We start from the raw sequence: 23,874 nt of genomic DNA, 5'->3' as shown, positions 1-23,874 counted from the left end.
CGATCGAGTCGTCCCCGATGATCGCGAACGGACCCACCGGGATCTCCCCACCGAACTCATCCGCCTGCCCGGTGATCACACACGGCACCGCCTCGCCGCGAGCCGCCCACGCCGTCGCATACGTCGAATGGGTGTGCACCACCCCCCCGACCTCCGGCATGTTCCGGTACACATACGCGTGCGCCGCCGTGTCGCTGGACGGGCTCCGCTCCGACCCCGGGGTGTCCGCGATCACCGTCCCGTCCAGATCGCAGAGGATCATGTTGTCCGGCGCCAGATCGCCGTAGGAGACCCCGCTCGGCTTGATCACGAACAGGTCCGCCCCAGGCACCCGACCCGACACGTTCCCACCCGTCCAGATCACCAGCGAATACCGCACCAGCTCCCCATGCAGCCCCGCCACCTCATCGCGGGTGCGCGCGATGGCGACCTGCACCTCCGGACTGAACGCGCTCATGCGCGAGCCGCCTCGACGGAGGCGCCGAGTGCGACGCGGGCTCCCTGCGCTCGTGACGCTGCGTGCTGCATGCTCGACTCCATCGTCAGTTCAGGGCGTATCGCGAGAGATCCGGTGGCGGTGAAGTGTGACCGTTCACATCGCCTCGCCACAGGTTACATGCGAAACGGTCACATTTGTCAACACAGAATCTGCTGAAACAGATCACGGGCCGATAACGGCCCCTTCGGGGCGCCTCAGAATCCGGCGATCGCACCCGGCCGAGGTGGCGCGGTCGAGGCGCGGACGACCAGGTCCGCGGGGATCGGCGCATGGTCGGCGTCGCCGTCGCCGCTGAGCTCGGCCATGAGGATGCTCACCGCACGCCGGCCGATGTCCGCGAAGTTCTGCCGGACCGTCGTGAGCGGAGGCGAGAAGTGCACGGCCTCCGGAACGTCGTCGAACCCGACGATGCTGATATCGCCCGGGACGTCGAGGCCGGAGTCGCGACAGGCGTGCATCAACCCTAGGGCCATGTGATCGTTGGCGGTGAAGATCGCGGTGAAATCCTGGTAGCGCAGCAGCTCGAGGCCGGCGTAGTACCCGAAATGCGCCGTCCAGTCACCCAGGACCGGCGCCCGGAGTCGCAATTCCGCCTCGGTCATCTCCTGCAGGTAGCCCTGCATCCTGGACTCCGCCTCGATCCAGTCCTGCGGACCGGCGATGTGCACGATCTCGGTGTGCCCGAGCTCGATGAGGTGCCGGATCGCGAGGCGCGCACCGCTCGTCTGGTCGACCGAGATGCTGTGGCCGATGTCGCGGCCGCTCGACTCGAGCGTCACGAACGGCACACCGATCGAGAGCTCCGCGATCGCGTCGTACACCCGCGCCTGGGGCGCGATCACCACAAGCGCCTCGATCGACTGGCTCATCAGATAGTCGAGGCTCGCTCGGATGGAGGCGTAGTCGCCGGAGCTCGTGCTCGTGATGCTCAGGCGGTACCCGGCTTCGCGGGCGGCCACCTCGATGGCATAGAGGGCGGTGGTCGGCCCGTAGTGCGCGCTCTGGGCGGCAAGCACGCCGATCGTGCGGGAGCGGCTGGTGACGAGCGCCCGAGCGGCCTGGTTCGGCCGGTAGCCCACCTCGGAGATCACCTCGAGCACGCGCTGACGGGTGGAGTCCTTGATACGGGGAGAGTCGTTCAGCACTCTCGAGACGGTCTGGTACGAGACCCCGGCGAGGCGCGCGACATCCCGGATGTTCGGGTTGCGAACTCGTTCCGGCTCCACGATGCAGTCCATCCTCATGCGCACGTTCACATGGCGCTGGGTCTCATTATGCCGGTCGCCGGGAAACAGCATGTGGCGGGCGGGCGAACAGCCGGAGCGGGCCGAGCCAGACGGTCAGACCGATCCACGCAGCACCCGCAGGGGCGGCTCAGCGCGCGGCGAGCGAGTCGAGCGCCTCCAGAACGTCGACGACGAGGTCGTCGGCGTCCTCGATGCCGACCGAGAGTCGCACCAGGTTCTCGGGAACAGCCAGCTCGGTCCCAGCCACGGACGCGTGCGTCATCTCGGCGGGGTAGCCGATGAGCGACTCGACGCCGCCGAGCGACTCCGCCAGCTGGAACAGCTTCGTCGACTCCGCGAAGCTCCGCGCCGCAGCGGCGCCGCCCGCGAGCTGCACCGACAGCATCCCGCCGAAGCCGCGCATCTGCCGGGCCGCCAGCTCGTGGCCGGGGTGGGAGTCCAGGCCCGGGTAGTACACCCGCTCCACGGCGTCGTGCGCCTCCAGGGCCTGTGCCACGGCGAGCGCGTTCGACGAGTGCCGTTCCATGCGCACCGCCAGGGTCTTGATCCCCCGAACCGTCAGCCAGGCGTCGAGCGGCCCGGAGACCGCTCCCCCGCCGAACTGCACGAACTTCACCTTCCCGGCCAGTTCCTCGTCACTCAGCACGACCGCGCCGCCGACGACATCCGAGTGCCCGCCGAGGTACTTGGTCGTGGAGTGCACCACCACGTCGGCGCCGAGCGCGAGCGGCTGCTGCAGATACGGCGACGCGAAGGTGTTGTCCACCACGACCAGCGCGCCGTGCTCGTGGCCGAGCTTCGCCAGCGCGGCGATGTCGCTGATCTTCATCAGCGGGTTGCTTGGCGTCTCGACCCACAGCACCCGCACCCCAGCCGCGAGCTCGGCCCGCACAGCGTCCAGATCGCTCATCTCGACGGTCGACAGGCCGATGCCCCACGGCACATACAGCCGGTTCACCAGGCGGTGGGTGCCGCCGTACACGTCGTTGGTCATGAGGACCCGGTCGCCGGGCTGGAGCACCGCACGCAGCAGCGCGTCCTCGGCGGCGAGCCCCGACGCGAAGCTCAGCGCGGAGGCGCCGCCTTCGAGCGACGCGAGAAGCGTCTGCAGCGAGTCGCGGGTCGGGTTGCCGGCGCGTGCGTACTCGTAGCCCTCGCGCAGTCCGCCGATCCCGTCCTGCACGAAGGTCGAGGTCAGGTAGACCGGCGGCACGACCGCCCCGGTCGTCGGGTCGAAGTCGGACCCGTCATGGATGGCGCGGGTTGAGAATCCGGGCACTGCAGCTCCTTTTCCAGCGGTCTTGAGCGTTCGGGGGGGCGCCCGGTCCAACCGGCGCGGCCCGGGACTATTCCGAGATGAAGGCGAGCAGGTCGTGCCGGGTCAGCACGCCGACCGGCTTCCCGTCCTCGGTGACGAGCAGCGCATCGGACGAGCTGAGCGCGCGACTCGCATCCTCGATGGACTCCCGCCCACCGATCATCGGCAGCGGTGCGCCGATGAACGCGGCCACCGGATCGGCCGGCTTCGCCGTTCCGCTGGACAGTGCCTCGAGCAGCGAGCGCTCGTCGACCGACCCCAGCACTTCGCCCAGAACGACCGGCGGCTCGGCTGACAGCACCGGCAGCTGGGAGACCCCGTACCTCGCCATTGTGTGAATGGCGTCCCGGACCGTCTCGGCCGGACGGGCGTGCACCAGCTCGGGCATCCGGCCGGACTTCGCATTCAGCGCGTCAGCCACGGTGCGCTGGTCGGCACCTTCCGCGAACCCGTGCGCCTTCATCCACTCGTCGTTGAAGACCTTGCCGAGGTACCCGCGGCCGCCGTCCGGCAGCAGGATCACCATCAGATCGTCGGCGCTGAGGTCGTTCGCGGCTTTGAGCGCGGCGGCCACGGCCATGCCGCTCGAGCCGCCGACCAGGAGACCCTCCTCGCGCGCGAGGCGACGGGTCATGGAGAACGACTCCGCATCCGATGCCGCGATGATCTCGTCGACGACGCTCGGGTCGTATGCGCTCGGCCAGAAGTCCTCACCGACGCCCTCGACCAGGTACGGCCGGCCGGTGCCGCCGGAGTAGACCGACCCCTCCGGGTCGGCTCCGATCACGCGCACGCTTCCTCCGGAGACCTCCTTGAGGTACTTCCCGGCTCCGCTGATCGTGCCGCCGGTGCCGACGCCGGCGACGAAGTGGGTGAGCTTCCCGTCGGTGTCACGCCAGATCTCGGGACCCGTGGTCTCGTAGTGGCTGAGCGGGCCGTTCGGGTTGGAGTACTGGTCCGGCTTGAAGGCGCCGGGGATCTCGCGAGCGAGCCGGTCGGAGACGCTGTAGTACGACTCGGGGCTGTCGGGCGCCACGGCCGTGGGCGTCACGACGACCTCCGCACCGTATGCGGTGAGCACGTTCCGCTTGTCCTGGCCGACCTTGTCGGGCACGACGAACACGCAGCGGTAGCCGCGCTGCTGTGCCACGAGGGCGAGCCCGACGCCGGTGTTCCCGCTGGTCGGCTCGACGATGGTTCCGCCGGGCTTCAGCTTGCCCTCACGCTCGGCGGCCTCGATGATCCGGACGGCGATCCGGTCCTTCGCCGACCCGCCCGGATTCAGGTACTCGACCTTGACCAGAATCGTGGGCGCCAAGCCCTTCGTCACGCTGTTCAGGCGCACCAGCGGCGTGTTCCCGACCAGGTCGAGCACGGAAGCTGCGTAATTCATCGGGCTCAGGCTAACAGCGCTGTACTGGGTGTTACGGGGTGCCCTGGACCGCCCTCGCGCCGATCTGCTGCCGGAACAGCCGGGCGTACACGCCGTCGGCGCCGAGCAGCTCGTCGTGCGTTCCGCGCTCCACGATCCGGCCCCGGTCGAGAACGAAGATCGTATCGGCGTCGACGACGGTGGAGAGCCGGTGGGCGATGGCGATGGTGGTGCGCCCGCGGGCCGCGGAGTCCAGCGCTGCCTGCACCACCCGCTCGGACATGGTGTCGAGCGCGCTCGTCGCCTCGTCCAGGATCAGCACGGCGGGATCCTTGAGCAGCACCCTCGCGATGGCGACGCGCTGCTTCTCACCGCCGCTCAGCCGGTAGCCCCGCTCCCCCACCACCGTCGCGTACCCGTCGGGGAATCGCGCGATCGTGTCGTGGATGTTCGCCGCGCGTGCCGCCCGCTCCAGCTCCTCATCGGTGGCGTCGGGTTTCGCGTAGCGGAGGTTGTCGGCGATGGTCGCGTGGAACAGGTACGTCTCCTGGCTGACGATGCCGATGTTCCCGATCAGAGACTTCAGCTGCAGGTCGCGCACGTCGTCGCCCGCGAACAGGACCCGGCCGCCGGAGGCGTCGAAGAGGCGGGGCACGAGGTAGGAGATGGTCGTCTTCCCGGCGCCGGACGGACCGACGAAGGCGACGTGCTCTCCCGGTTCGATGGTGAAGGAGACGTCGTCGAGGATGGGCGTCGAGTCGCCGGCTGAGTCCGGGTAGCGGAAGCTCACGGAGTCGAACTCCACCCGGCCGAGGCGCGAGGCGTCCGCCGGCTTGGCATCCGGCTTGTCCACGATCCGCGGCACGAGGTCGAGGTACTCGAAGATGCGGGCGAACAGCGCGGCGGAGGTCTGCAGGTCGAGCGCGACGCGCAGCAGGCCCATCAGGGGGAAGGTGAGCCGGGCCTGCACCGTCGTGAATGCGACGAGCGTGCCGGCGGTCACCTCGACCCCTCCCAGGATCAGCCACGCGGCGACGAGGTAGATGATCGCCGGGATCACCGAGAGGAAGATGCTCACCATCGCGAAGAACCACTGGCCGCTCATCTGCAGCCGCACCTGCAGCCCGATCTGCGTGGCGTTCTCGTCGCGATACCGGCCGAGCTCCGTCTCCTCCTGGGTGAAGCTCTTCGCCAGCAGGATGCCGCTCACGCTCAGGGACTCCTGCGTGATGGCGGTCATCTCGGACAGCGACTCCTGCGTCTTGGTGGCGATGCGCGCCCGCACCTGACCGACCTTGCGCTGTGCGATCACGAGCACCGGCAGCAGCAGCACGGAGACGAGGGTCAGCTGCCAGCTGAGCAGGATCATCGCCACGAGCGCCGCGATCACCGTGACGGTGTTGCCGATAACGCTCGAGATGGTGTTGCTGAGCACCCCCGCGACACCGCCGACGTCGTTCTGCAGCCGGGACTGGATGACGCCGGTCTTGGTGCGGGTGAAGAATGCGAGCTCCATGCGCTGCAGGTGCCGGAACAGCCGGATGCGCAGGTTCCCCATCACCTTGTTGCCGACACTTGCGGTGAGGTAGGTCTGCCACACCCCGAGTGCCGCGGAGGCGGCCCAGAGCACCACCATCAGGGTCACGAGCTGCACCAGCACCGGGATGTTCGGGGAGCCGTCGGGTGGGAACAGCCCCTCGTCGAAGGCCCGCTGCGTCAGCAGCGGCGGGATCACGCTCAGTCCGGCGGAGATCAGCACGAGCACGATCGTGACGGTGAGAGCGACCTTGTGCCCGGAGAACAGCCCGCCGATCCGCCGCAGCAGGTGCGGCACCTTCGGCGCCTCGGCATTCAGCTGCCGCTGCGCTTCGGCGTCACCGCTGCCGACGCGCATCCCGCGCCCGCCGCCGCCATGCATCCCGCTCACAGCCCGACCCTAGCGGTCGCCGCCGACCTGAACCGGGGGCTTCGCGGGCAGCGGAAACGGCCCGGTCGCCCTTGGGGGGCGGCCGGGCCGAAGTCCTCGAGCCTAGCCCTTCGTTGAACCGGCCAGGAGGCCGCGCACGAAGTACCGCTGCAGGCTGAAGAACACCACCAGGGGGATCGCCAGCGACACGAACGCCGCGGCCGTCAGCCGCTGCCACTCCTGCCCCCGGCTTCCGGTGAGCTCCGCCAATCGCTGGGTCAGCGGCGCCGCCTCTGACGTGCCGCCGGAGAAGATCAGCGCCACCAGCAGGTCGTTCCACACCCACAGGAACTGGAAGATCGCGAACGACGCGAGCGCCGGCATCGCGAGCGGCAGGATGATCCGCCAGAACACCTGGCTGTGGCTCGCGCCGTCCACGCGGGCCGCTTCGATCACCTCACCGGGGATCTCCGAGATGAAGTTGTGCAGCAGGAAGATCGCCAGCGGCAGCGCGAAGATCGTGTGCGCCAGCCAAATCTGCAGGAAGTTGCTCACGGGAATGAACGGCAGGGCGTCGTTCACCGCCTCCTGCGCCGGCTGCAGGAACTGGGTGAACATCGACAGCAGCGGGATCAGTGCCATCTGCAGGGGCACGATCTGCAGCGCGAACACGAAGATGAACAGTGTGTTGGCGCCCTTGAACTTGATCCACGCGAACGCGTACGCCGCCATCGCGGCGAGGACCAGTGGGAACACGGTCGCCGGGATCGCGATCGCCAGCGAGTTGACGAAGTACTCACCCAGCTGGGGAGACGACGCCGACGCGGAGAGCAGCACCTCCCGGTAGTTCTCCAGTGTGAAGCCGGGGTTCGCGAAGATCGTCCACCAGCCGTTCTCGAGGATCTGCTCCCTCGGCCGGAAGGAGGAGACGAGGAGGCCGAAGGTGGGCAGCGTCCAGAGGACCGCGATGATGAGCGATGCGATCGTCGCCGTCCTCGAGGTCAGGCGCTGCTTCACCCGCTTCCGCTTCGGCGTGTCCTCGACCCGGGCCTCGCCCCCGGTTCCGAGCATTGCGGCGGCGGGGGTGGTCGACGTCATCGGATCTCCCTCTGCTTGCGCATGACTCTCACGTTGTAGATGACGATGGGCAGCACCATCAGGAACAGGATCAGTGCCAGTGCGGAACCGCGACCAGGCTCACCGGCACGGAAAGCCTGCGTGTACATCTCGTTCGCGACCACGCTCGTGTCGAAGTTGCCGGCGGTCATGGTGCGGACGATGTCGAAGACCTTCAGCGTGGCGATGGAGATGGTGGTGACCACCACCACGAGCGAACCGCGGATGCCCGGAAGGGTCACGTTGCGGAAGCGCTGCCAGGCGTTGGTCCCGTCGAGCTGCGCGGCCTCGATCTGCTCCGTCGGGATGCCCTTGATGGACGCGGAGAGCACGACCATCGCGAACCCGGTCTGAATCCAGATCATCACGATGATGAGCAGGAATGTGTTGAGCGGAGGCTCCTGCAGCCAGCGCTGCGGCTCGCCGCCGAACGTGGTCACCAGCGCGTTCAGCGCGCCGATCTGCGGGTCGCCGGGCTGCCGGTACTCGTAGACGAACCGCCAGATGATGCTTGCGCCGACGAACGAGATGGCCATCGGCATGAAGACGAGGGCCTTGAAGTACTTCTCACCGCGGGACTTGTCGATGAACACCGCGTACGCCAGGCCGATGACCGTGGACAGCAGCGGCACCAGCACGACCCAGATCAGGGTGTTGCGCAGCGTGATGAGGGCATCCGGCTGAGTGAACATCCAGATGAAGTTGTCGAGCCCGACCCATGCGCCGGCGCGGTTGGTGAACGCCAGCAGGCTCGTGCGGATCGCGGGATAGATGAGGCCGATCGCGAGGAGAATCATCGCGGGGGCCAGGAACGCGAGCAGCTGGGCGAAGTCCCGCCCGCGCTTCGGTGCCTTGTCGACCAGGAACATGATCAGCCCGATGATCGCGATGAACACCGCGAGCCCGAGACCCACCTGGACGATCTTCTCGATGAGATCGCGCGTCGTCATGCCGGAAGTCCTCCTTCGTCGTTGAAAGAGCTAGGGACGGGGACCGCGCCGAAACACGGTCCCCGCCCCACTCTATTGGTCCGTCGTTACTCGGCGGGCCAGCTGGACTCGATCTCGTCGACGACTTCCTGCGTCTCTGCGCCGCCGATCCAGTCGACGATGCCGCGGAAGAAGGAGTCGGCACCGACGGCGCCCGGCATGAGGTCCGAGGCGTCGAACCGGAACGTCGTCTCCGGGTTCTGGAGGATCTCGATCGACTGCACCAGCAGGTCGCTCGACGCCACCGACGGGTCCAGACCGCTGTTGGCGCTGATCACGCCGCCCTCAGCCACCCGGTTGTTCGCCCAGGTGTCGCTGGCGAGGTAGGTCTGGAATGCCTGCACCTCTTCGCGGTCGTCGAACGCACCGACGATCTCGCCACCACCGGTGACGGCCTGCGGGTCATCCGCGTTGACCGGCGGGGTGAGGAACGCCCAGACGTCGCCGTCCTCGGCAACCGTCACGCCCTCGCCCCAGAAGCCCTCGTAGAAGGAGGCCTGGTGGTGCAGGGAGCACTCGCCCTCGAGGATCGGCAGGCCGCCCTCGCCGAACGGCACGGACAGCTGCGAGCGGACATCGCCGAGGCCGCCGTTCACGTAGTCGTCGTTCTTGATGTAGTCACCGACGGCGTCGAACGCCTCGACGATCTGCGGGTCGTTGAACGGGATCTCGTGCGCGATCCACTGGTCGTAGACCTCCGGACCGTGCATGCGAAGGACGAAGTCCTCGATCCAGTCGGTCGCGGGCCAGCCGGTTGCGGCGTCCGAGCCGAGGCCGATGCACCACGGCTTGTGCCCGCTGTCCGCGGCGATCTGCTGCGACAGTGCGTCCAGCTCGTCGAGGGTGGTCGGGATCTCCCAGCCGTTCTCCTCGAACTCAGCCGGGGAGTACCAGACGTAGCCCTTGATGGACGCCATCAGCGGTGCGCCGTAGAAGGTGCCGTCGACCGTGCCGTAGCCCTTCCAGTCCTCGGACCAGAACTCGTCGACGTTCGCCTGCGTGTCCGCGGACGGCTCGACGAAGTGGCCTCCGCGCGCAAGCCGCTGGAACAGACCCGGCTGCGGGAAGATGCCGAGGTCGGGCGCGTTGCCGCCCTGTGCCAGCACCTCGATGTTGGCCTCGAACTCCTGCGTGCCCTGGTACTCGACCTCGATCCCAGTGCACTCCTCGAAGTCCGCCCACGATGCGATCAGGCGGTCCGCCTCGACCTCGACGATGGTGCCGGAGATGGTCACCTCGGCGCCGTCGAACGTCCCGTACTGCTCGTAGTCGGCGCAGTCGGCGTCGCCGCCGGCGCCTCCACCGCCGTTCTCGATGTCGCCGGTACAGCCGGCAAGCGCGAGCCCGGCGACGCCTGCTGCGGCGACCGAGGCGAGTAGGCGGCGGTGCAAGATGGATTTCATCTGTCTCCTCCTCATTGAGAGTGGTAAGCAGCACGAACGGATTCCCGCAAGCGCTTCCAGCCACGCTATTGCGCGACGATCGGTCCGAACAACTCGCGGGAGCAATCCCTCAGCCTTGTCGCCGGATCGTTATGAAGTCGCCCTGAGGTCGTCAGCCGGTCGCCCGCGCACCTATGCTGAGCCGGAATCCGCCCATGACCCACCTCATCTCAGCAGACACCGAGCGACTGACGCTCACCGGCCCCGCCTTCGCGCCGGGGACCGTGCTCGCCGTGCTCCTGGCGGGCCGGCGCGTCTGGACGTTCCGGGCACCCGACATCGGTGCCGTCGGCGAGACCGCGGCCCTCGGTGTGCCCTGGCCCCCGGCGCTCGCCGAGCGGCTGACGGGGCGGGCGACGGTCACGGTGCAGACCGCGGGCATCGTGGTCGCGGAGGCCATCGTGCAGTTCGATGCCAGCGACGATGAGTTCGCCCTCACGGAGCCGGGCACCGGTGTGCCGCTGGTGGTCAACAAATGGGGACGCGTCGCCCGATCGTTCGAGGGCCGGGACCCGGCACTGCTCGACGAGGTGTTCGACGAGGTCGAGCGGCTCATGCGGCTGGTGTCCGAGCGGGCAGGGCTCGACCTGTTCGTCACCGGCGGGACGCTGCTCGGTCCCGTCCGCGATGGCAGGATCCTTCCCTCCGACGACGATGCAGACCTCGCGTATCTCAGCCGCCACGGCAATCCGTCCGATGTCGCGCTCGAGAGCTTCGCCCTCGAGCGGCTGCTGGCCGAGCACGGGTACGAGATCGTGCGGCACTCGACCGGCCACCTGCAGCTGCTCTTCCCCGGCGGCACCGGAGCCGACCGGTTCTATCTCGACATCTTCACCTACTTCGTCTGCAACGGCGTCTTCTACGGCACCTTCCATGCGCGGCAGCCGGCCGACCGGGTGACGATCCTGCCGCTTCGTCCCCTTCCGGTGCACGCGCGGATGCTGCCGGGGCCGGCGGAGCCGTCGCAGCTGCTCGAGGCGATCTACGGCCCGGGCTGGGCGGTGCCCGATCCCGCGTTCGTGTTCGAGACGCCGCCGGCAGCCGCGCGCCGGTTCTTCTGGTGGCTGAATCACTTCGACGTCGACCGCGAGAACTGGGAGGACCGCCACCGCGCCGAGCAGCAGACCGGCCCGCGTCCCGGGGCGTCGCAGCTGGCGCTCGCGGCCGCCGCCGAGCTGCCACCGGGAAGCGGCGTGCTCGACCTCGGCTGTGGCGTCGGGGCTGACGCGCTGCATCTTGCGACGACGGGGCACCGCGTTCTTGCGGCCGACTTCAGCCGGCCCGCGCTCGCGTTCGCGCGATCTGAGTCCTCGCTTCCTCCCGACCGCCTCCGGTATGAGCGGGTGAACCTGAACTCCACCCGGCAGGTGGTGCAGCTTCGGAAGCTCGCGGCCGACCTGGACGGGCCGCTCCACGTCTTCGCCAGGCAGATCTTCGACGCCCTTCCCCCGCTCGGCTGGGACACGACCCTCCTGCTGATGCGGCACGTGCTCGCCGCCGGGGGCACCGCGTTCCTCGAAGTCGAGATCGATGGTCCGGCACGCCTCGACGCCTGGACCGACTATCACCACGTCGATCTGGACCGGCTGCACGAGCAGCTCGCCCGATACGGGCTGCACCCCGACGGCCCCGAGGAGGTCGTGGCCGGTGCGGACGGGACGACCGTCGCCCGGACAACTGTGAGGAGAATCCCCCGATGACCGAAACCGCCGACCCGAGCCCATCGGAACTCGCGGAGCTGCGTGCCGAGATCGCCGGACTGCGCGCCGAGATCGCCCGGCTCGATGCCGATCTGGACGAATCGCGGCGGCTGAATCTGAGAGCCGCGGAGTTGCTGGACATTGTCTACGAAACGCTCGGGAGAACGCAAGGACTCTCCGAGTGACTCCTCCGAGCGCTATGTTCGAAGTTCACCGGTTGTTCATCCTGGCTCCTCGCTGAGCCTGCTGATTGCCAGATTGCGGGAATTCGGTCCAACGACGCACACAACGAGAAAGGGCGGCGCATGCCATTCGACAGCAGCGGGCAGCGCCCCCGGATCGAGATTCTCGGAGCGTTCGAGTCGACCTTTCTGCCGGCCCATGACCGGGACATCTTCGAGACCACCGAGCACGACGTCCGGTTCCGCGACGACGTCGAGCTGCTGAAGCGCAGCGGCGTCACGCGGCTTCGCTACCCGGTCCGCTGGCACCGGATCGAGGAGACGGAGGGCGTCCTCGATTGGACCGCGACCGATGCGGTGCTGCATCACCTGCGGGACGAGGGGCTCCGCCCCATCGTCGATCTGGTTCACCACACCAGCTACCCGGCCTGGCTGACGGACGGCTTCGCGGATGCACGCTTCGGGCCGGCGTACCTTCGCTACGCCGAGGAGTTCGCGCGACGCTATCCGTGGATCGAGGAGTACACCCTCTTCAACGAGCCGTTCTCGACGCTCTTCCTCTGCGGGCACGAGGGGATCTGGCCGCCGTACCACAAGAGCCTCCAGGGTTTCGTCGACCTCATCGTCAACGTGCTGCCCGCTGTCACCGAGGCCAGCCGGCTCTATCGGGAGCTGCTGCCGGACGCACGGCACGTCTGGGTCGACACCTGCGAACACCACACCGGGTCTGATCGGAGCGGGCAGGCCTACGCCGACATGGCGAACGAGCGCCGGTTCCTCGTGATCGACGCGTTCCTCGGCCGGCCGTACGACTCGACCAGCGAAGTCGGGAGGCTGCTGTCCGAGGTGGACGGCGAGCGTCTGCTCGGCATCGAGCCCGGGTTCATCGATGTGCTCGGGCTCGACTACTACGCCCACTGCCAATGGAACTTCTCCGTCGAAGGAGGATCCGCGCCGACGCCGACCCCGATCCCCTTCGCGGATCTCATTCAGCAGTACTTCGACCGCTACGGGCTCCCCTGCATCGTCACCGAGACGAACGTGCGCGGCCACACCGCCGACCGCGCCACCTGGCTGAAATACGTGCTCGAACAGTGTGAGACCGCAGCCGATCGCGGTGTGCCGGTCGAAGGCCTGTGCTGGTTCCCCTTCATCGACTCCACCGACTGGAACTCGCTGCTGTTCCGCTGCGATCGCTCGATCGACCCCGTCGGCGTGTATTGGCTCGATGAGGGCTTCGAGCGGCGGGAATCCGTGATGGCGATGGCGTTCTCCGCCGCCGCGATCGGGGCGCCGTCACGTGAGCTGCCCGCATTCGAGCTGGCCGAGCCAGTGGCGACCTGGCTCGCCGGCTACCGCTCTCAGATGGCGCACTGGTCGTGGCAGGCGCCTCCTCCCGAGAACCGGGGACACAGCCTCCCCCGGACCACCACCACGATGGAATTGAAGGTCGTCGATGCAAAGTGAACTCATCGTCCTGTCCCACCTGCGCTGGGACTGGGTGTGGCAGCGCCCCCAGCAGCTGGTCTCCCGCCTCGGCAAGAGCGAAGCGCGAACCACCTGGTTCGTGGAGGAGCCGATCCAGGTGGCCGGTGAGGTCGAGCGGAATCGCCTGGTGACCGAGCAGACGGACGGGCTGACGCGCGTCTGGCTGGAAATCGCTGAGCAGGAACGGCATGTCGGGTTCTTCGATGAGGTGCTCCCGGACTACATCGAGCAGCTGCCGGAGCTGGTGGGACCGCCAGGCGGCGAACGTGTCGTATGGATCTACACCCCGCTGGCACTCGAGCCGGCACTCGCACTGCAACCGACGACCCTCGTCTACGACGTGATGGACGACCTCGCCGCGTTCAAGGACGCGGCTCCCGAGCTCGTCGTGCGCCAGCGCCAGGCGCTCCGCCGCGCAGACGTCGTGTTCGCGGGCGGCCGGTCGCTCCATCGGTCCGTCGTCAAGCAGGGGCGCATCGATGCGCAGCTGCTGCCGAGCGGCGTGGCCACCGAGCATTACTCCACCGCGGTCAGCGCCGCGCGCGGCACCGGGCGGCCCACAGCCGGGTATGTCGGCGTGCTCGACGAGCGGCTCGACCTCGACCTGATCGCCGGCATTGCCGAACGGCTGCCCGAGTGGGAGATCCGCATGATCGGGCCGGTGATCAAGATCGACCCAGCGACGCTCCCGCAGGCGCCGAACATCACCTATTGGGGCCAGCAGCCATACGAGAAGCTCCCCATGCACATGGCGGAGCTCGACGTCGCGCTCATGCCATTCGCGCTGAATGAGGCCACCCGGTCGATCAGCCCGACGAAGACCCTCGAGTACCTTGCCTCGGGGCTGCCGGTGGTGTCGACCCGCGTTCCGGATGTCGTGTCGGACTTCGACGACGTGGTGGAGTTGCGGGACGACGCACAGGGGTTCGCCGAGGCGTGCAAGCTGCTTCGCGGACGCGCCGGGTCGACGCCGTCCGACGCGCTCAGACGGATCATGCGGCGGAACCACTGGGACCGGATCGCGGAGCGGATGGAGTCGCTGGTCTTCTCCCCCAGACTCGTCGACGACGCCGGCACCGATTCCGCGGCGGAGGCCAGCGCCTAGGCACCCGCCGGGGAGATGCGCATTCGCCCGCGCTTGCGCATTTCGCTCGACGGTCGAACACTCGCCGGTGTACCGTGAGCGCACGTCCCCCCTTCGGGGGCCATGTCGATCGGGGCGGAGACGATGCCGTCGCATGTCACTGGAACGGAGCCGGCGGACGCCGCCGCACCGAAGCGCCGCGCGAAGCGCGGACCGCTCCCCCAGGACATCCTCGATCCCGCACCCGACTGGCGTGAGCTTTCGCTCACGGAGGTCGATGACGCCCGTGCCCGCATTCTGCAGCAGCCGGACGAGCGGTGGAGCAGCGATCCCTCCGCGCTGCTCGCGCTGGCCGCGAGCTACCGCTACACGCTCAGCCCCAATCCCTTCACCGCTCTCGCGTATCTGGACGCCGCCGACGCGCTGCTGGACGATGACGACCCTGCCGAGGCGTTCGTCCTGAGCAGACTGCTTCGCGCAGGCAACGCACGCTCACTCGGCCGGCTGGAGGCCGCGCTCGCCGGCACCGGAACGGCGGAGGAGGCTGCCCGCTCTGCCCGGATCGCCCTGCCCGTCTCGATCGAGCTCCAGGCTGCAGCGATCGTCGAGTCGGGCATCTGCCTCACGCTGCTCGGCCGACTGGATGAGGCGCGCGCGCGGCTGACGCACGGAATGCGTCTGGAGACCAGCCGCTGGCACCCGGCGGGGCACGTCGAGGGACTCGGATGCTACGCGCTGCTCGAGTTCCTGCTCGGCCATCCCGCCGCCGCGCGCGCAGCGGTCGCCCGCGCCGGCGTGCATGCAGGCGAATCGGTCCTCGCGGGTCATCTCAGCACGGCGCCGTACCTCGTCGTCGCCGCACTGATCGAGCTGGAAGCCGGGCGCGTCGAGAAGGCGGAGTCGATCGTCGACGCGGTGTGGGATGCCGCGAACGGCTCCGAGTACGAACCGCTCGGACATTTCGTGCGAGCCTCGGCCCTCGCCTCCCGCGCCCGCTGGCACGACGCGCTCGACGCGCTGCAGGACATGCAGCTCGGGCTCCGCGCCTGGGAGAATCCCGGCTTGCTCCGGTCGCTGCACGACGCGCTGCGCGCGAGCGTGCTGATCACACAGGGGGAGGGCGGACCGGCTCGGCAGCTGATCACGCGTCTGCACGAGGACGAGCATCACGCGCTGTGCCCGCAGCGGCTGCTGGCACGGCTTGAGATCGCGGCCGGCGACTTCACGGCGGCGCTCGAGGCGATCGAACCGTGCATCGCCCTCGGCGACGATCACGCTCCGCTGACTCATGTCTACGTGGATGTGCTGTGGGCGGCGGCCCACGACGGCCTCGGCGACGTGCACGCCGCGGCGACCGCGTTCGACCGTGCGCTGGACGCGGCCGCGCGAAACGACTCGCGGCGCCCGTTCGCGAGCGTGCCGCCGGAGCGCCTCCGCCGTCTGCTGGCTGAGGCGCGGAAGCGGGATCTGCCGGAGCACAGCGCCCGCCTCGTCGAGCAGCTGTCCCTCGAGGTTCCGGCCGAGCAGAGCGGTGCGGAGTTCGTGTCGCCGCTCAGCGCGCGCGAGCGCATCGTCCTGAACCACATCATCGCGGGCCACAGCGCGCGCCAGATCTCGGCACAGCTCCGCGTCTCACCGAACACCATCAAGACCCAGGTGCGAAGCGTCTACCGGAAGCTCGGCGCATCGAACCGGCACGAGGCGATCGAGCGCGCTCGCAGTTTCGGTCTCACCGGCTGACCGACAGCTCCGACGTACATTCCCCGAACGGAAGAGGGCGCCGCTCCTCGGAGCGACGCCCTCTTTGCTGTTGGTGCAAGCTGCCCCGCGGGGCAGGGTGTTACTTGAGGGTGACGGTGGCGCCGGCGCCCTCGAGCTGCGCCTTCGCCTTCTCGGCGGCCTCCTTGTTCACGCCCTCGAGCACGTTGCTCGGAGCGCCGTCGACGACGGCCTTGGCCTCGCCGAGGCCCAGGCTCGTGAGCGCGCGGACCTCCTTGATGACCTGGATCTTCTTGTCACCGGCAGCCTCGAGCACGACGTCGAAGGAATCCTTCTCCTCCTCCTCCTCGGCAGCGCCACCGGCACCACCGGCGGCGGGCGCGGCGCCGGCGACGGCGACGGGGGCAGCGGCGGTGACCTCGAAGGTCTCCTCGAACTTCTTCACGAACTCGGAGAGCTCGATGAGGGTGAGCTCCTTGAACGCGTCGAGCAGCTCGTCAGTGGTGAGCTTGGCCATGTTCTTTCTCCTTTGTGTCTTTCGTTGTCGAATCCAGCGAGGAACTAGCTCGCGGACTCCTGCTTCTCGCGCAGCGCGTCGACCGTGCGAACGGCCTGCGACAGCGGTGCGTTGAACAGATAGGCAGCGCCGAACAGCGACGCCTTGAATGCACCGGCCAGCTTGGCCAGCAGCACCTCGCGGCTTTCGAGGTCGGCGAGCTTGGTCACCTCGTCAGCGGACAGCGCGGCACCGTCGAAGTAACCGCCCTTGACCACAAGCAGAGGATTCGCCTTGGCGAAGTCACGCAGCGACTTGGCCACGGCGACGGTGTCGCCGTGCACGAAGGCGATGGCCGAAGGACCGGCGAGCTCGTCGTCGAACGAGCTGATGCCGGCCTGGTTGGCCGCGATCTTCGTGAGCGTGTTCTTCACCACGGCGTACGTGGCGTGTTCACTGATGCTCTTTCGCAGCTCCTTGAGCTGCTTCACCGTGAGCCCGCGGTACTCGGTGAGCAGGGCCGCGTTCGAGTTCCGGAACTGGTCCGTGAGCTCGGCGACGGATGCTTCCTTGTTCGCCATGGCACTCCTTAGTCGTCTTCATCGTTCCGACGACCACCGGATCCGGCCCCACAAAGAAAAAGGCTCCGGCGCAAGCGCACGGAGCTCGATCCCGCGAACGGGAAGGGACTTCACACACCTGCGCAGGCCTTCACGAGAAGTGAAGCTTCGGTCTGCGTGCACGCACGCGGACAACCGGCGGTCTTCGGCTCCGTACAGAGTACGTCATCGGGATCGCCGCCTCAAATCGGCGTCAGCCGTCGCGCCAGGAGTGCTCCGGCTCGTACCCGAGCAGGCGCCGCGCCTTGTCGATCGACAGCATCGTCTCGTGCTCCCCCAGCTCCTTGGTGACCGGAGTGCCCGGGAAGACCGCCTCGGCGAGGTCGGCGCTCGATCGGGACATGACCGTGTCGGCGGCGGCGATGATGAAGGCTTCGAAGCCTGGCTCACGGGTCTCCAGCGCCTTCAGCACCGCCTGGGCTCCGTCGCGGGCGTCGATGTATCCCCACAGATTCCACATGCGGGCGCGCGGGTCGGCGTCGTAGCCCGGGAATGCGGCGTAGTCCTCCGGCTCCATCACGTTCGAGAACCGCAGCGCCGTGATGCTGAGCGCCGGATCCCAGCGCACGAGCTGGACGGCCAGCTGCTCCTCGAGGTGCTTCACCAGCGAGTAGGTGCTCTCCGGGCGCGCCGGATACTCCTCGTCGACGGGGATGTAGGGCGGCGGAGTCTCGAACGGCAGGCCAAGCACCGTCTCGCTCGAGGCGTAGACGATGCGCTTGATGCCGGCCCGGCGGGCCGCCTGGAACACATGGAAGGTCGAGAGCATGTTGTTCTGGAAGGTCGCGACGTCGCTGAGCCGCCCACCCGACGGGATCGCGGCAAGGTGCACCAGCGCCTCGACGCCGGAGTGACGGTCGTCGACGCCGAACACGGCGTCGATCACCTGGCCGTAGTCGGTGAGGTCCACCTGCACGAAGCCGGGACTCCCGACCGGCCCGAAGCGGTCGAGGTTCACGACGTCATGGCCCCCCTCCGCCAGTCCCCGCACGACGTTCCGCCCGAGCTTGCCGGTTCCTCCGGTCACCGCGATGCGCATCCGCGCCCCTTCCGTTGCCGCCCGCGCAAGTGCGGGCCACTCAAGTCTGCCGGGACCATCGCCGCGGGTGCGCGCCGGGCGGCCGGTTCTCAGGTCGCCGCGTGCGCAAGCCCGTTCGACGGCAGCTCGATCCGGAAGACGGTTCTGCCCGGCGCGCTCTCCACGGCGACGGTGCCATCGTGCGCATCCACGATCGCGTGCACGATCGCGAGGCCGAGACCGGTGCTCCCGGCCTTGCGCGAACGCGAGCGATCCCCACGCACGAAACGCTCGAACAGGTGGGTCTGCAGCTCGGGCGGGATGCCCGGCCCGTCATCCGCGATGGTGAGCACCGCGCTGGACTGCGTGCGCTCCACCGCCGCAACGACCTCGGTGCCCTTGGGCGTGTGGACCCGTGCGTTGGTGAGGAGGTTGGCGACGACCTGGTGCAGCTGACCTTCGTCGCCCAGCACGGCGACCGGCTCCTCGGGCAGATCGAGTCTCCAGCGGTGGTCCTGACCCGCGGCCCGGGCGTCGGACACGGCGTCGGCGACGAGGCGCCCGAGGTCGACGGGCTTCGCGTCGGGCGTTCGCCCCTCATCGATCCGCGCCAGCAGCAAGAGCTCGTCGACGAGGGACGTCATGCGGATGGACTCGGATTCGATCCGGCCGAGCGAGTGGCGCACGTCGTCCGGGAGGGTGTGCGGACCTCGACGGGTCAGCTCGGCGTATCCGCGGATCGCAGCGAGTGGTGTGCGCAGTTCGTGGCTCGCGTCCGACACGAACTGCCGCACCTTGTTCTCGCTGCGCTGGCGGACGTTGAGCGCGGTCGCGACGTGCTCGAGGAGCCGGTTGAGCGCCGCCCCAACCTGGCCCACCTCGGTGCGCGGGTCGGTGTCCTCGGCCGGCACCCGTTCCGGGATGGAGACCTCACCGCGTGACAGTGGCAGCTCCGACACCCGCACCGCGGTGGCGACCACCCGGTCGAGCGGACGGAGCGCGATCCGGATCACCACGGCGGCCAGCGCCGCTGCGGCGAGGATCCCGACACCCGTGAGCAGGGCGATGATGAGCGCAAGCTGCAGTCCGGTGGCCTGCACCTCCTGCAGCGGGAGACCGACGACGACGCGCCGGTCCCCGCTGACGTCCAGCGCTGCCAGCCGGTAGTCACCGAGGGTGCCGAGGCGGACGGTCCTCGGCGGGTTTCCAGGAGTGATCGCCAACAGCCTGCTCTGTTGCTCGTCGCCCAGGGAGCTGCTGCCTGCGGAGAAGTACGCCGCACGGAGGATGCTGTCGTCGCGGATCACCACCGCGAGAGAGCCGTACGACTGACCGCGGAGCATGTCCTCCATCTCCGAGACGGACGGACGCCGGTCCAGGGGGATCCGCTCGACCACGAACCGTGCCGGCGCAAGGGCTCGGATCAGCTCTTGGTCGAGCCGTTGCGTGAGACTGTTCTGCAGGAGCGCCACCGTGCTGGCGCTCACGGCGACGAAGAGCACGGCGAGCACGGCGACGATGCCGACGATCAGCCGCCGCTGCAGCGACCATGGCGCCTGCATCAGCCCGCGGGTTTGATCATGTACCCGACGCCGCGCACAGTGTGGATCATCGGCGCACCGAACGCGTCGATCTTCTTGCGCAGGTATGAGATATAGATCTCGACGATGCTGGCGCGCCCGCCGAAGTCGTAGCTCCAGACGCGGTCGAGGATCTGCGCCTTGCTGACCACCCGCTTGTTGTTGCGCATCAGGAAGCGGAGCAGCTCGAACTCCGTTGCGGTCAGCTCGATGCGGGTTCCGGCCCGGTATACCTCGTAGCTCTCCTCGTTGAGCGTGAGGTCCCCCACGCGGAGCTCGGGGCTCTCCACCTCACCGATCAGCAGCACGCTGCGCCGGATCAGACCGCGAAGGCGGGCCACGACCTCTTCGAGGCTGAACGGCTTGGTGACGTAGTCGTCGCCGCCGGCGGTGAGCCCGGTGATCCGGTCGTCGACGGAGTCCTTCGCGCTCAGGAACAGCACGGGCATGTTGCGTCCATCGGCGCGCAGCCGGCGGATGACCTCGAGCCCGTCGACGTCGGGCATCATGATGTCCAGCACGACCACGTCAGGGTCGAACTCGCGGGCCGCCTTCAGCGCCTGCTGGCCGTCGGGCGCAGTGCGGACGTCCCAGCCCTCGTAGCGCAGTGCCATCTGCAGCAGCTCGCTGAGCGTCACCTCGTCGTCCACGACGAGAGCCCGGATGGGCCGGCCGTCGGCGTGCGTCAGCTTCGCTTGCGGAGAAGCCACCGGGTTCTCTGATGCCATGACACCACTCTGTGCTTGAACCTATGAATTCCCTATGTATTCCCTCATGCGAACCCGAGAAGGCATGTCGCGGGGCGTTGCCCGGAGTTCAGAACGTCGGACTCGACGGGTCCCAGTCCTCGGGCAGCGGCTCGGGCTTCGGCGCGGTGCTCGCCAGCTCGACGGGCGATCCCGTGGTGGCCGCCTCGGCGATCGAGGCCATGATGTCGAGCACGTGGAAGGCCAGTTCGCCGGGTGCGCGCTCTGGCGTGCCGGATCGGATGGCCCGCGCGAGATCCAGCACGCCGCTGCCGCGGCCGAAGGTCGAGCCGACTGCCTCGACCTCGGTCGGCTCGCCGCCGTTGCGCCAGAGCCGCGAATCGCCGACGAAGTGATTCGGGTCGGGGAATCCGAGGGTGCCGGTGACCCCGGTCACCTCCACCACGCCGGCGCGGGCGAGGTGCGACTCGAAGCTGAACAGCGCGACGGCGCTCGCCCCGCTCTCGAACTCGATCAGCGCGCTGTGCGCAGTCGGCACGTTCACCGGGAACTCGGTGCCGGCCCGCGGACCCGAGCCGATCACTCGCGTGGCGCGGGAGGTCGAGGAGGTGGCGCTGACGCGGCGGACCGGACCGAACACGTGCACCAGGGTGGTCAGATAGTACGGGCCCATGTCGAACAGCGGGCCGCCTCCGACGTCGAAGAGGAACTCGGGGTTCGGGTGCCAGGACTCCGGGCCGGGCCCGTGCATGATCGCGAGCGCGGTGAGCGGCGTGCCGATGTCGCCCGCCGCGATTCTCCGGAGACCGGTCTGAATGCCGGCGCCGAGCACCGTGTCGGGCGCGCACGCGACGCGAAGTCCCACCCGGGCCGCCTCGTCGAGCAGCCGTCGGCCGCTCTGCCGGTCGAGCGCGATCGGCTTCTCGCTCCACACGTGCTTGCCTGCCGCGAGGATCTGCAGGCCCACCTCCACGTGCGCGGCCGGGATCGTCAGGTTCACGACGATCTCGATGTCATCGCGCGCGAGGAGCTCGGCGACGGTACCGGACTCGGCCACGCCGAACGCGTCCGCTTGGGCACGCGCCCGCTCGACGTCGAGGTCGGCGATGAACCGCACCGCAAGGTCGGGGAACTCGGTGAGATTCTCCAGGTACTGCTTGCTGATGACGCCGGCGCCGATGACGCCAACGCCGACCGGTGCGCCCGTCACTCGCCCTGCCCCTGCACGAACTCCAGGCTCTGCGCAATCCCGTCGAACACGTCGCCGGAGTAGTCGTCGAACTCGATCACGCGGACGGCGTGTGGTGCGGCAGCGAGGATCTCCCGCACCGGGACCGAGCCGGAACCGGCCGGCTGCTGCGCCGCGGTGTCCCGATTGCCGGGTCCGTCTTTGACGTGGATGAGTCGAACCCGATCGCCGAGACGGCCGAGCAGCTCCGTCGCGCTCGCGCCGCCGACTTCCGCCCAATAGGTGTCCAGCTCGAGCACCACGGCGGGCGGAAGCTCATCGACGAACAGGTCGAATGCGGGACGACCGTCGAGTTGGGTCTCGAACTCCCACCAGTGATTGTGGTAGCCGATCGTCAGGCCATGCGCCTGCGCTGAGGCGGCGATCTCGCCGAGCCGCCGGGCAGCCCCGGTCACGGCGTCGGCGGTGCTCCAGTCCCGGATGGCGGGGTCGATCAGGGTCTGCACTCCGAGCGCGGCGGCCGCCTCGAGTGTGCGCTCGACCTCACCGGTCTCGACCATCTGGGCGTGGGCGGAGAGCGCGGCGAGCCCTGAGGCGGCGAGGGCCTCCCGGTACTCATCCACCTTGTCGACGAAGCCGAACAGCTCGACGTTCTGGAATCCGAGGGCGGCGATTCGGTCGAGGGTTCCGGGCAGGTCCTCAGCGAGCGCATTCCGCACGCTGTAGAGCTGCACCGAGATGGGTGCGGTCATCGGCATTCTCCTTGGCTTGTCCGCTGGTCACCCTATCGCTGCGCGCCGGAGCGTGCCGTGCCCGAACGTCGGCGAGAGCGCGCAGAATGGGGGAGTGACGATCGCGCAGCCCATGCTCTCCCTCTGGGACGAGCCGCGCGAACCCGACCACACCGACCGCATCGTCGCGCACTCGTCGGACCGTGTCGCGTGGATCCGCGCCCGCAGCCGTGGCGTGACCGCGACCGATGTCGCGAAGCTCTCGAGCGACGCGGCGATCGAGAAGGTCGCGATTGAGAAGCTCATCGGCAAGCCGTTCTGGGGTAACGCCTTCATCGAGCACGGGCGTGCCCGGGAGCCGGAGATCGCGCGGTGGGTGCTCCGCGAGCACGGGATCGGGCCGTGCGGGACCCTGTACCACGCCGCCGCCAACCGGTGGCACCTGGCGACTCCGGACGGGCTCCGCGCCGGCGACGGACGGGTCGAGCTCGTCGAGATCAAGACGACCGCGCGGCCGTGGCGCAGCATTCCCCGCTCCTACCTGCGCCAGGTGTTCTGGCAGCAGTACGTCCTCGGTGCCGAGCGCACCCTCGTCGTCTGGGAGCAGCACGACGAGTTCGTGCCGGTCTCCGCCGAGCCGAGATGCCGCTGGGTGGATCGCGACGAGAACGAGATCCACATGCTGGTGGGGCTCGCCGACCGCCTGCTCAACCGCATGCGGCGGTTGTGACCACACTCCTGCTGCATGGGCTCGGCAACGACGCCTTCCAGGCCATGAGCCTGCTGGGGCCGGTCCTCCCCGCAGACACCGTCGCGCCCGACGTGCGCGCCCACGGTGAGTCGACGCTGATCGGTCGCCCGGAGGACTTCGAGCTGGACCGTCTGGCGGCGGAGCTGCCGGTGCCCGCGGGCCCGCTCACGATCGTCGGGATCTCGATGGGAGCAGCGCTCGGGCTGCGGATCGCGATCTCCAGGCCCCGGGACGTTCGCCGGCTGGTGTTCGTGCGGCCCGCGTTCACCGATTCGCCCCTGCCGCCGAACCTGGAGCTGTTCCCCGTGCTCGGCGAGCTGCTGATCAGGCATGGGGCCAGGGAGGCGGAGCGGCAGTTCCGGGGGTCGGCGCGGTATCGCGCGGTCGAGCTGGTCTCCAGGCTCGGGGCGGTTGGCCTGGTCTCGCAGCTGCGCGCGCCGCTCGCCGTCGAGCGGGCGATCCGGCTGATCGAGATCCCGCGCAACCGTGCGTTCTCCTCGGAGCAGGAGCTGTCGGTGCTCGACGTGCCCACCACGGTCGTCGCCGCGCCGCGGGATCCGGTGCATCCGATCGAGGTGGCTCAGCAGTGGGCCGACATCCTGCCCGATGCGCGGCTCGTGACCGTGCCTGCCAGGGACGACGGACTGCCGCAGTACGCGGAGGCCACCCGCGCCGCCGTTGCGGCGGCCCTCGACTTTCCCTCCCGTTAGCCGGAGCTAC

At 68.8% G+C, this 23,874-nt stretch carries 22 protein-coding genes; 7 read left to right on the top strand and 15 right to left on the bottom strand.

Translation table 11 applies throughout. The annotated features are described in order from the left end of the window. The 8 genes from ACFFGH_RS33865 to ACFFGH_RS33830 all read right to left on the bottom strand — a co-directional run. The coding region (locus tag ACFFGH_RS33865) for a class II aldolase/adducin family protein (RefSeq protein WP_386677262.1) at positions 1–457 on the bottom strand (457 nt) is incomplete at its 3' end. Between the two features lie 236 nt (positions 458–693). Continuing rightward, a complete protein-coding gene (locus ACFFGH_RS33860) occupies positions 694–1,725 on the bottom strand; it encodes a LacI family DNA-binding transcriptional regulator (RefSeq protein WP_386677260.1) in 1,032 nt (343 codons plus the stop codon). A 148-nt stretch (positions 1,726–1,873) separates the two neighbouring features. Then, positions 1,874–3,025 carry a cystathionine gamma-synthase gene (locus ACFFGH_RS33855; protein ID WP_386677258.1) on the bottom strand — a complete coding sequence of 384 codons (1,152 nt, stop codon included), beginning with the start codon at positions 3,023–3,025 and terminating at the stop codon, positions 1,874–1,876. Between the two features lie 67 nt (positions 3,026–3,092). Further along, positions 3,093–4,457 (bottom strand): cystathionine beta-synthase, encoded by a 1,365-nt coding sequence (locus ACFFGH_RS33850; protein ID WP_386677256.1) that lies wholly within the window; start codon positions 4,455–4,457, stop codon positions 3,093–3,095. A gap of 31 nt (positions 4,458–4,488) precedes the next feature. Continuing rightward, positions 4,489–6,354 (bottom strand): ABC transporter ATP-binding protein, encoded by a 1,866-nt coding sequence (locus ACFFGH_RS33845; protein ID WP_386677264.1) that lies wholly within the window; start codon positions 6,352–6,354, stop codon positions 4,489–4,491. Positions 6,355–6,465: 111 nt separating this feature from the next. After that, positions 6,466–7,440, bottom strand: coding sequence for a carbohydrate ABC transporter permease (locus ACFFGH_RS33840; RefSeq protein WP_386677254.1), 975 nt, complete (start codon positions 7,438–7,440; stop codon positions 6,466–6,468). Next, positions 7,437–8,408 carry a carbohydrate ABC transporter permease gene (locus tag ACFFGH_RS33835; protein WP_386677252.1) on the bottom strand — a complete coding sequence of 324 codons (972 nt, stop codon included), beginning with the start codon at positions 8,406–8,408 and terminating at the stop codon, positions 7,437–7,439. Before ACFFGH_RS33835 ends, ACFFGH_RS33840 begins: the two co-directional genes overlap by 4 nt. 86 nt (positions 8,409–8,494) lie before the next feature. Then, positions 8,495–9,850, bottom strand: a complete 1,356-nt coding sequence (locus ACFFGH_RS33830) for an ABC transporter substrate-binding protein (protein ID WP_386677250.1) — start codon at positions 9,848–9,850, stop codon at positions 8,495–8,497. A 194-nt stretch (positions 9,851–10,044) separates the two neighbouring features. Between ACFFGH_RS33830 and ACFFGH_RS33825 the strand changes: the two genes are divergently transcribed. From ACFFGH_RS33825 to ACFFGH_RS33805, 5 genes are all read left to right on the top strand, one after another. Next, the gene (locus ACFFGH_RS33825) at positions 10,045–11,589 is read left to right on the top strand and encodes an SAM-dependent methyltransferase (protein WP_386677248.1); all 1,545 of its coding nucleotides are present in this window, start codon (positions 10,045–10,047) and stop codon (positions 11,587–11,589) included. After that, positions 11,586–11,774 (top strand): DUF6752 domain-containing protein, encoded by a 189-nt coding sequence (locus tag ACFFGH_RS33820; protein WP_386677246.1) that lies wholly within the window; start codon positions 11,586–11,588, stop codon positions 11,772–11,774. The genes ACFFGH_RS33825 and ACFFGH_RS33820 overlap by 4 nt, the downstream gene beginning before the upstream one ends. Before the next feature lie 120 nt (positions 11,775–11,894). Further along, entirely contained in the window at positions 11,895–13,238 is a 1,344-nt protein-coding gene (locus ACFFGH_RS33815; protein ID WP_386677244.1) for a family 1 glycosylhydrolase, read from the top strand. Then, the gene (locus ACFFGH_RS33810) at positions 13,228–14,364 is read left to right on the top strand and encodes a glycosyltransferase (RefSeq protein ID WP_386677242.1); all 1,137 of its coding nucleotides are present in this window, start codon (positions 13,228–13,230) and stop codon (positions 14,362–14,364) included. Before ACFFGH_RS33815 ends, ACFFGH_RS33810 begins: the two co-directional genes overlap by 11 nt. A 102-nt stretch (positions 14,365–14,466) precedes the next feature. Next, complete coding sequence (locus ACFFGH_RS33805) at positions 14,467–16,083, top strand: helix-turn-helix transcriptional regulator (RefSeq protein WP_386677240.1); 1,617 nt, start codon at positions 14,467–14,469, stop codon at positions 16,081–16,083. A 100-nt stretch (positions 16,084–16,183) separates the two neighbouring features. Here ACFFGH_RS33805 and rplL read toward each other — a convergent pair whose 3' ends face one another. From rplL to ACFFGH_RS33770, 7 genes are all read right to left on the bottom strand, one after another. Next, entirely contained in the window at positions 16,184–16,579 is a 396-nt protein-coding gene (rplL, locus tag ACFFGH_RS33800; RefSeq protein WP_386677238.1) for a 50S ribosomal protein L7/L12, read from the bottom strand. 44 nt (positions 16,580–16,623) lie between these two features. Next, complete coding sequence (gene rplJ, locus ACFFGH_RS33795; RefSeq protein ID WP_386677236.1) at positions 16,624–17,139, bottom strand: 50S ribosomal protein L10; 516 nt, start codon at positions 17,137–17,139, stop codon at positions 16,624–16,626. A 232-nt stretch (positions 17,140–17,371) separates the two neighbouring features. Then, positions 17,372–18,217, bottom strand: coding sequence for an NAD-dependent epimerase/dehydratase family protein (locus ACFFGH_RS33790; protein WP_386677234.1), 846 nt, complete (start codon positions 18,215–18,217; stop codon positions 17,372–17,374). Positions 18,218–18,306: 89 nt separating this feature from the next. Beyond that, on the bottom strand, positions 18,307–19,758 hold the full coding sequence (locus tag ACFFGH_RS33785; protein WP_386677232.1) for a sensor histidine kinase: 1,452 nt from the start codon (positions 19,756–19,758) through the stop codon (positions 18,307–18,309). Next, positions 19,758–20,504 carry a response regulator transcription factor gene (locus ACFFGH_RS33780; RefSeq protein WP_386677230.1) on the bottom strand — a complete coding sequence of 249 codons (747 nt, stop codon included), beginning with the start codon at positions 20,502–20,504 and terminating at the stop codon, positions 19,758–19,760. Before ACFFGH_RS33780 ends, ACFFGH_RS33785 begins: the two co-directional genes overlap by 1 nt. A gap of 88 nt (positions 20,505–20,592) precedes the next feature. Further along, entirely contained in the window at positions 20,593–21,693 is a 1,101-nt protein-coding gene (locus tag ACFFGH_RS33775) for a Gfo/Idh/MocA family protein (protein ID WP_386677228.1), read from the bottom strand. Further along, positions 21,690–22,424: a sugar phosphate isomerase/epimerase family protein gene (locus tag ACFFGH_RS33770; protein WP_386677226.1), complete on the bottom strand. Its 735-nt coding sequence runs from the start codon at positions 22,422–22,424 to the stop codon at positions 21,690–21,692. The genes ACFFGH_RS33775 and ACFFGH_RS33770 overlap by 4 nt, the downstream gene beginning before the upstream one ends. Positions 22,425–22,518: 94 nt before the next feature. On the opposite strand from ACFFGH_RS33770, the gene ACFFGH_RS33765 reads away from it, so the two are divergent. Next, positions 22,519–23,133 (top strand): YqaJ viral recombinase family protein, encoded by a 615-nt coding sequence (locus ACFFGH_RS33765; protein ID WP_386677224.1) that lies wholly within the window; start codon positions 22,519–22,521, stop codon positions 23,131–23,133. Continuing rightward, complete coding sequence (locus ACFFGH_RS33760) at positions 23,130–23,864, top strand: alpha/beta fold hydrolase (protein WP_386677222.1); 735 nt, start codon at positions 23,130–23,132, stop codon at positions 23,862–23,864. Before ACFFGH_RS33765 ends, ACFFGH_RS33760 begins: the two co-directional genes overlap by 4 nt. The last annotated feature ends 10 nt before the right edge of the window (positions 23,865–23,874 follow it).

This window comes from Lysobacter korlensis (assembly GCF_042434515.1).
This window is presented reverse-complemented; position numbering and strand designations above follow the sequence as displayed.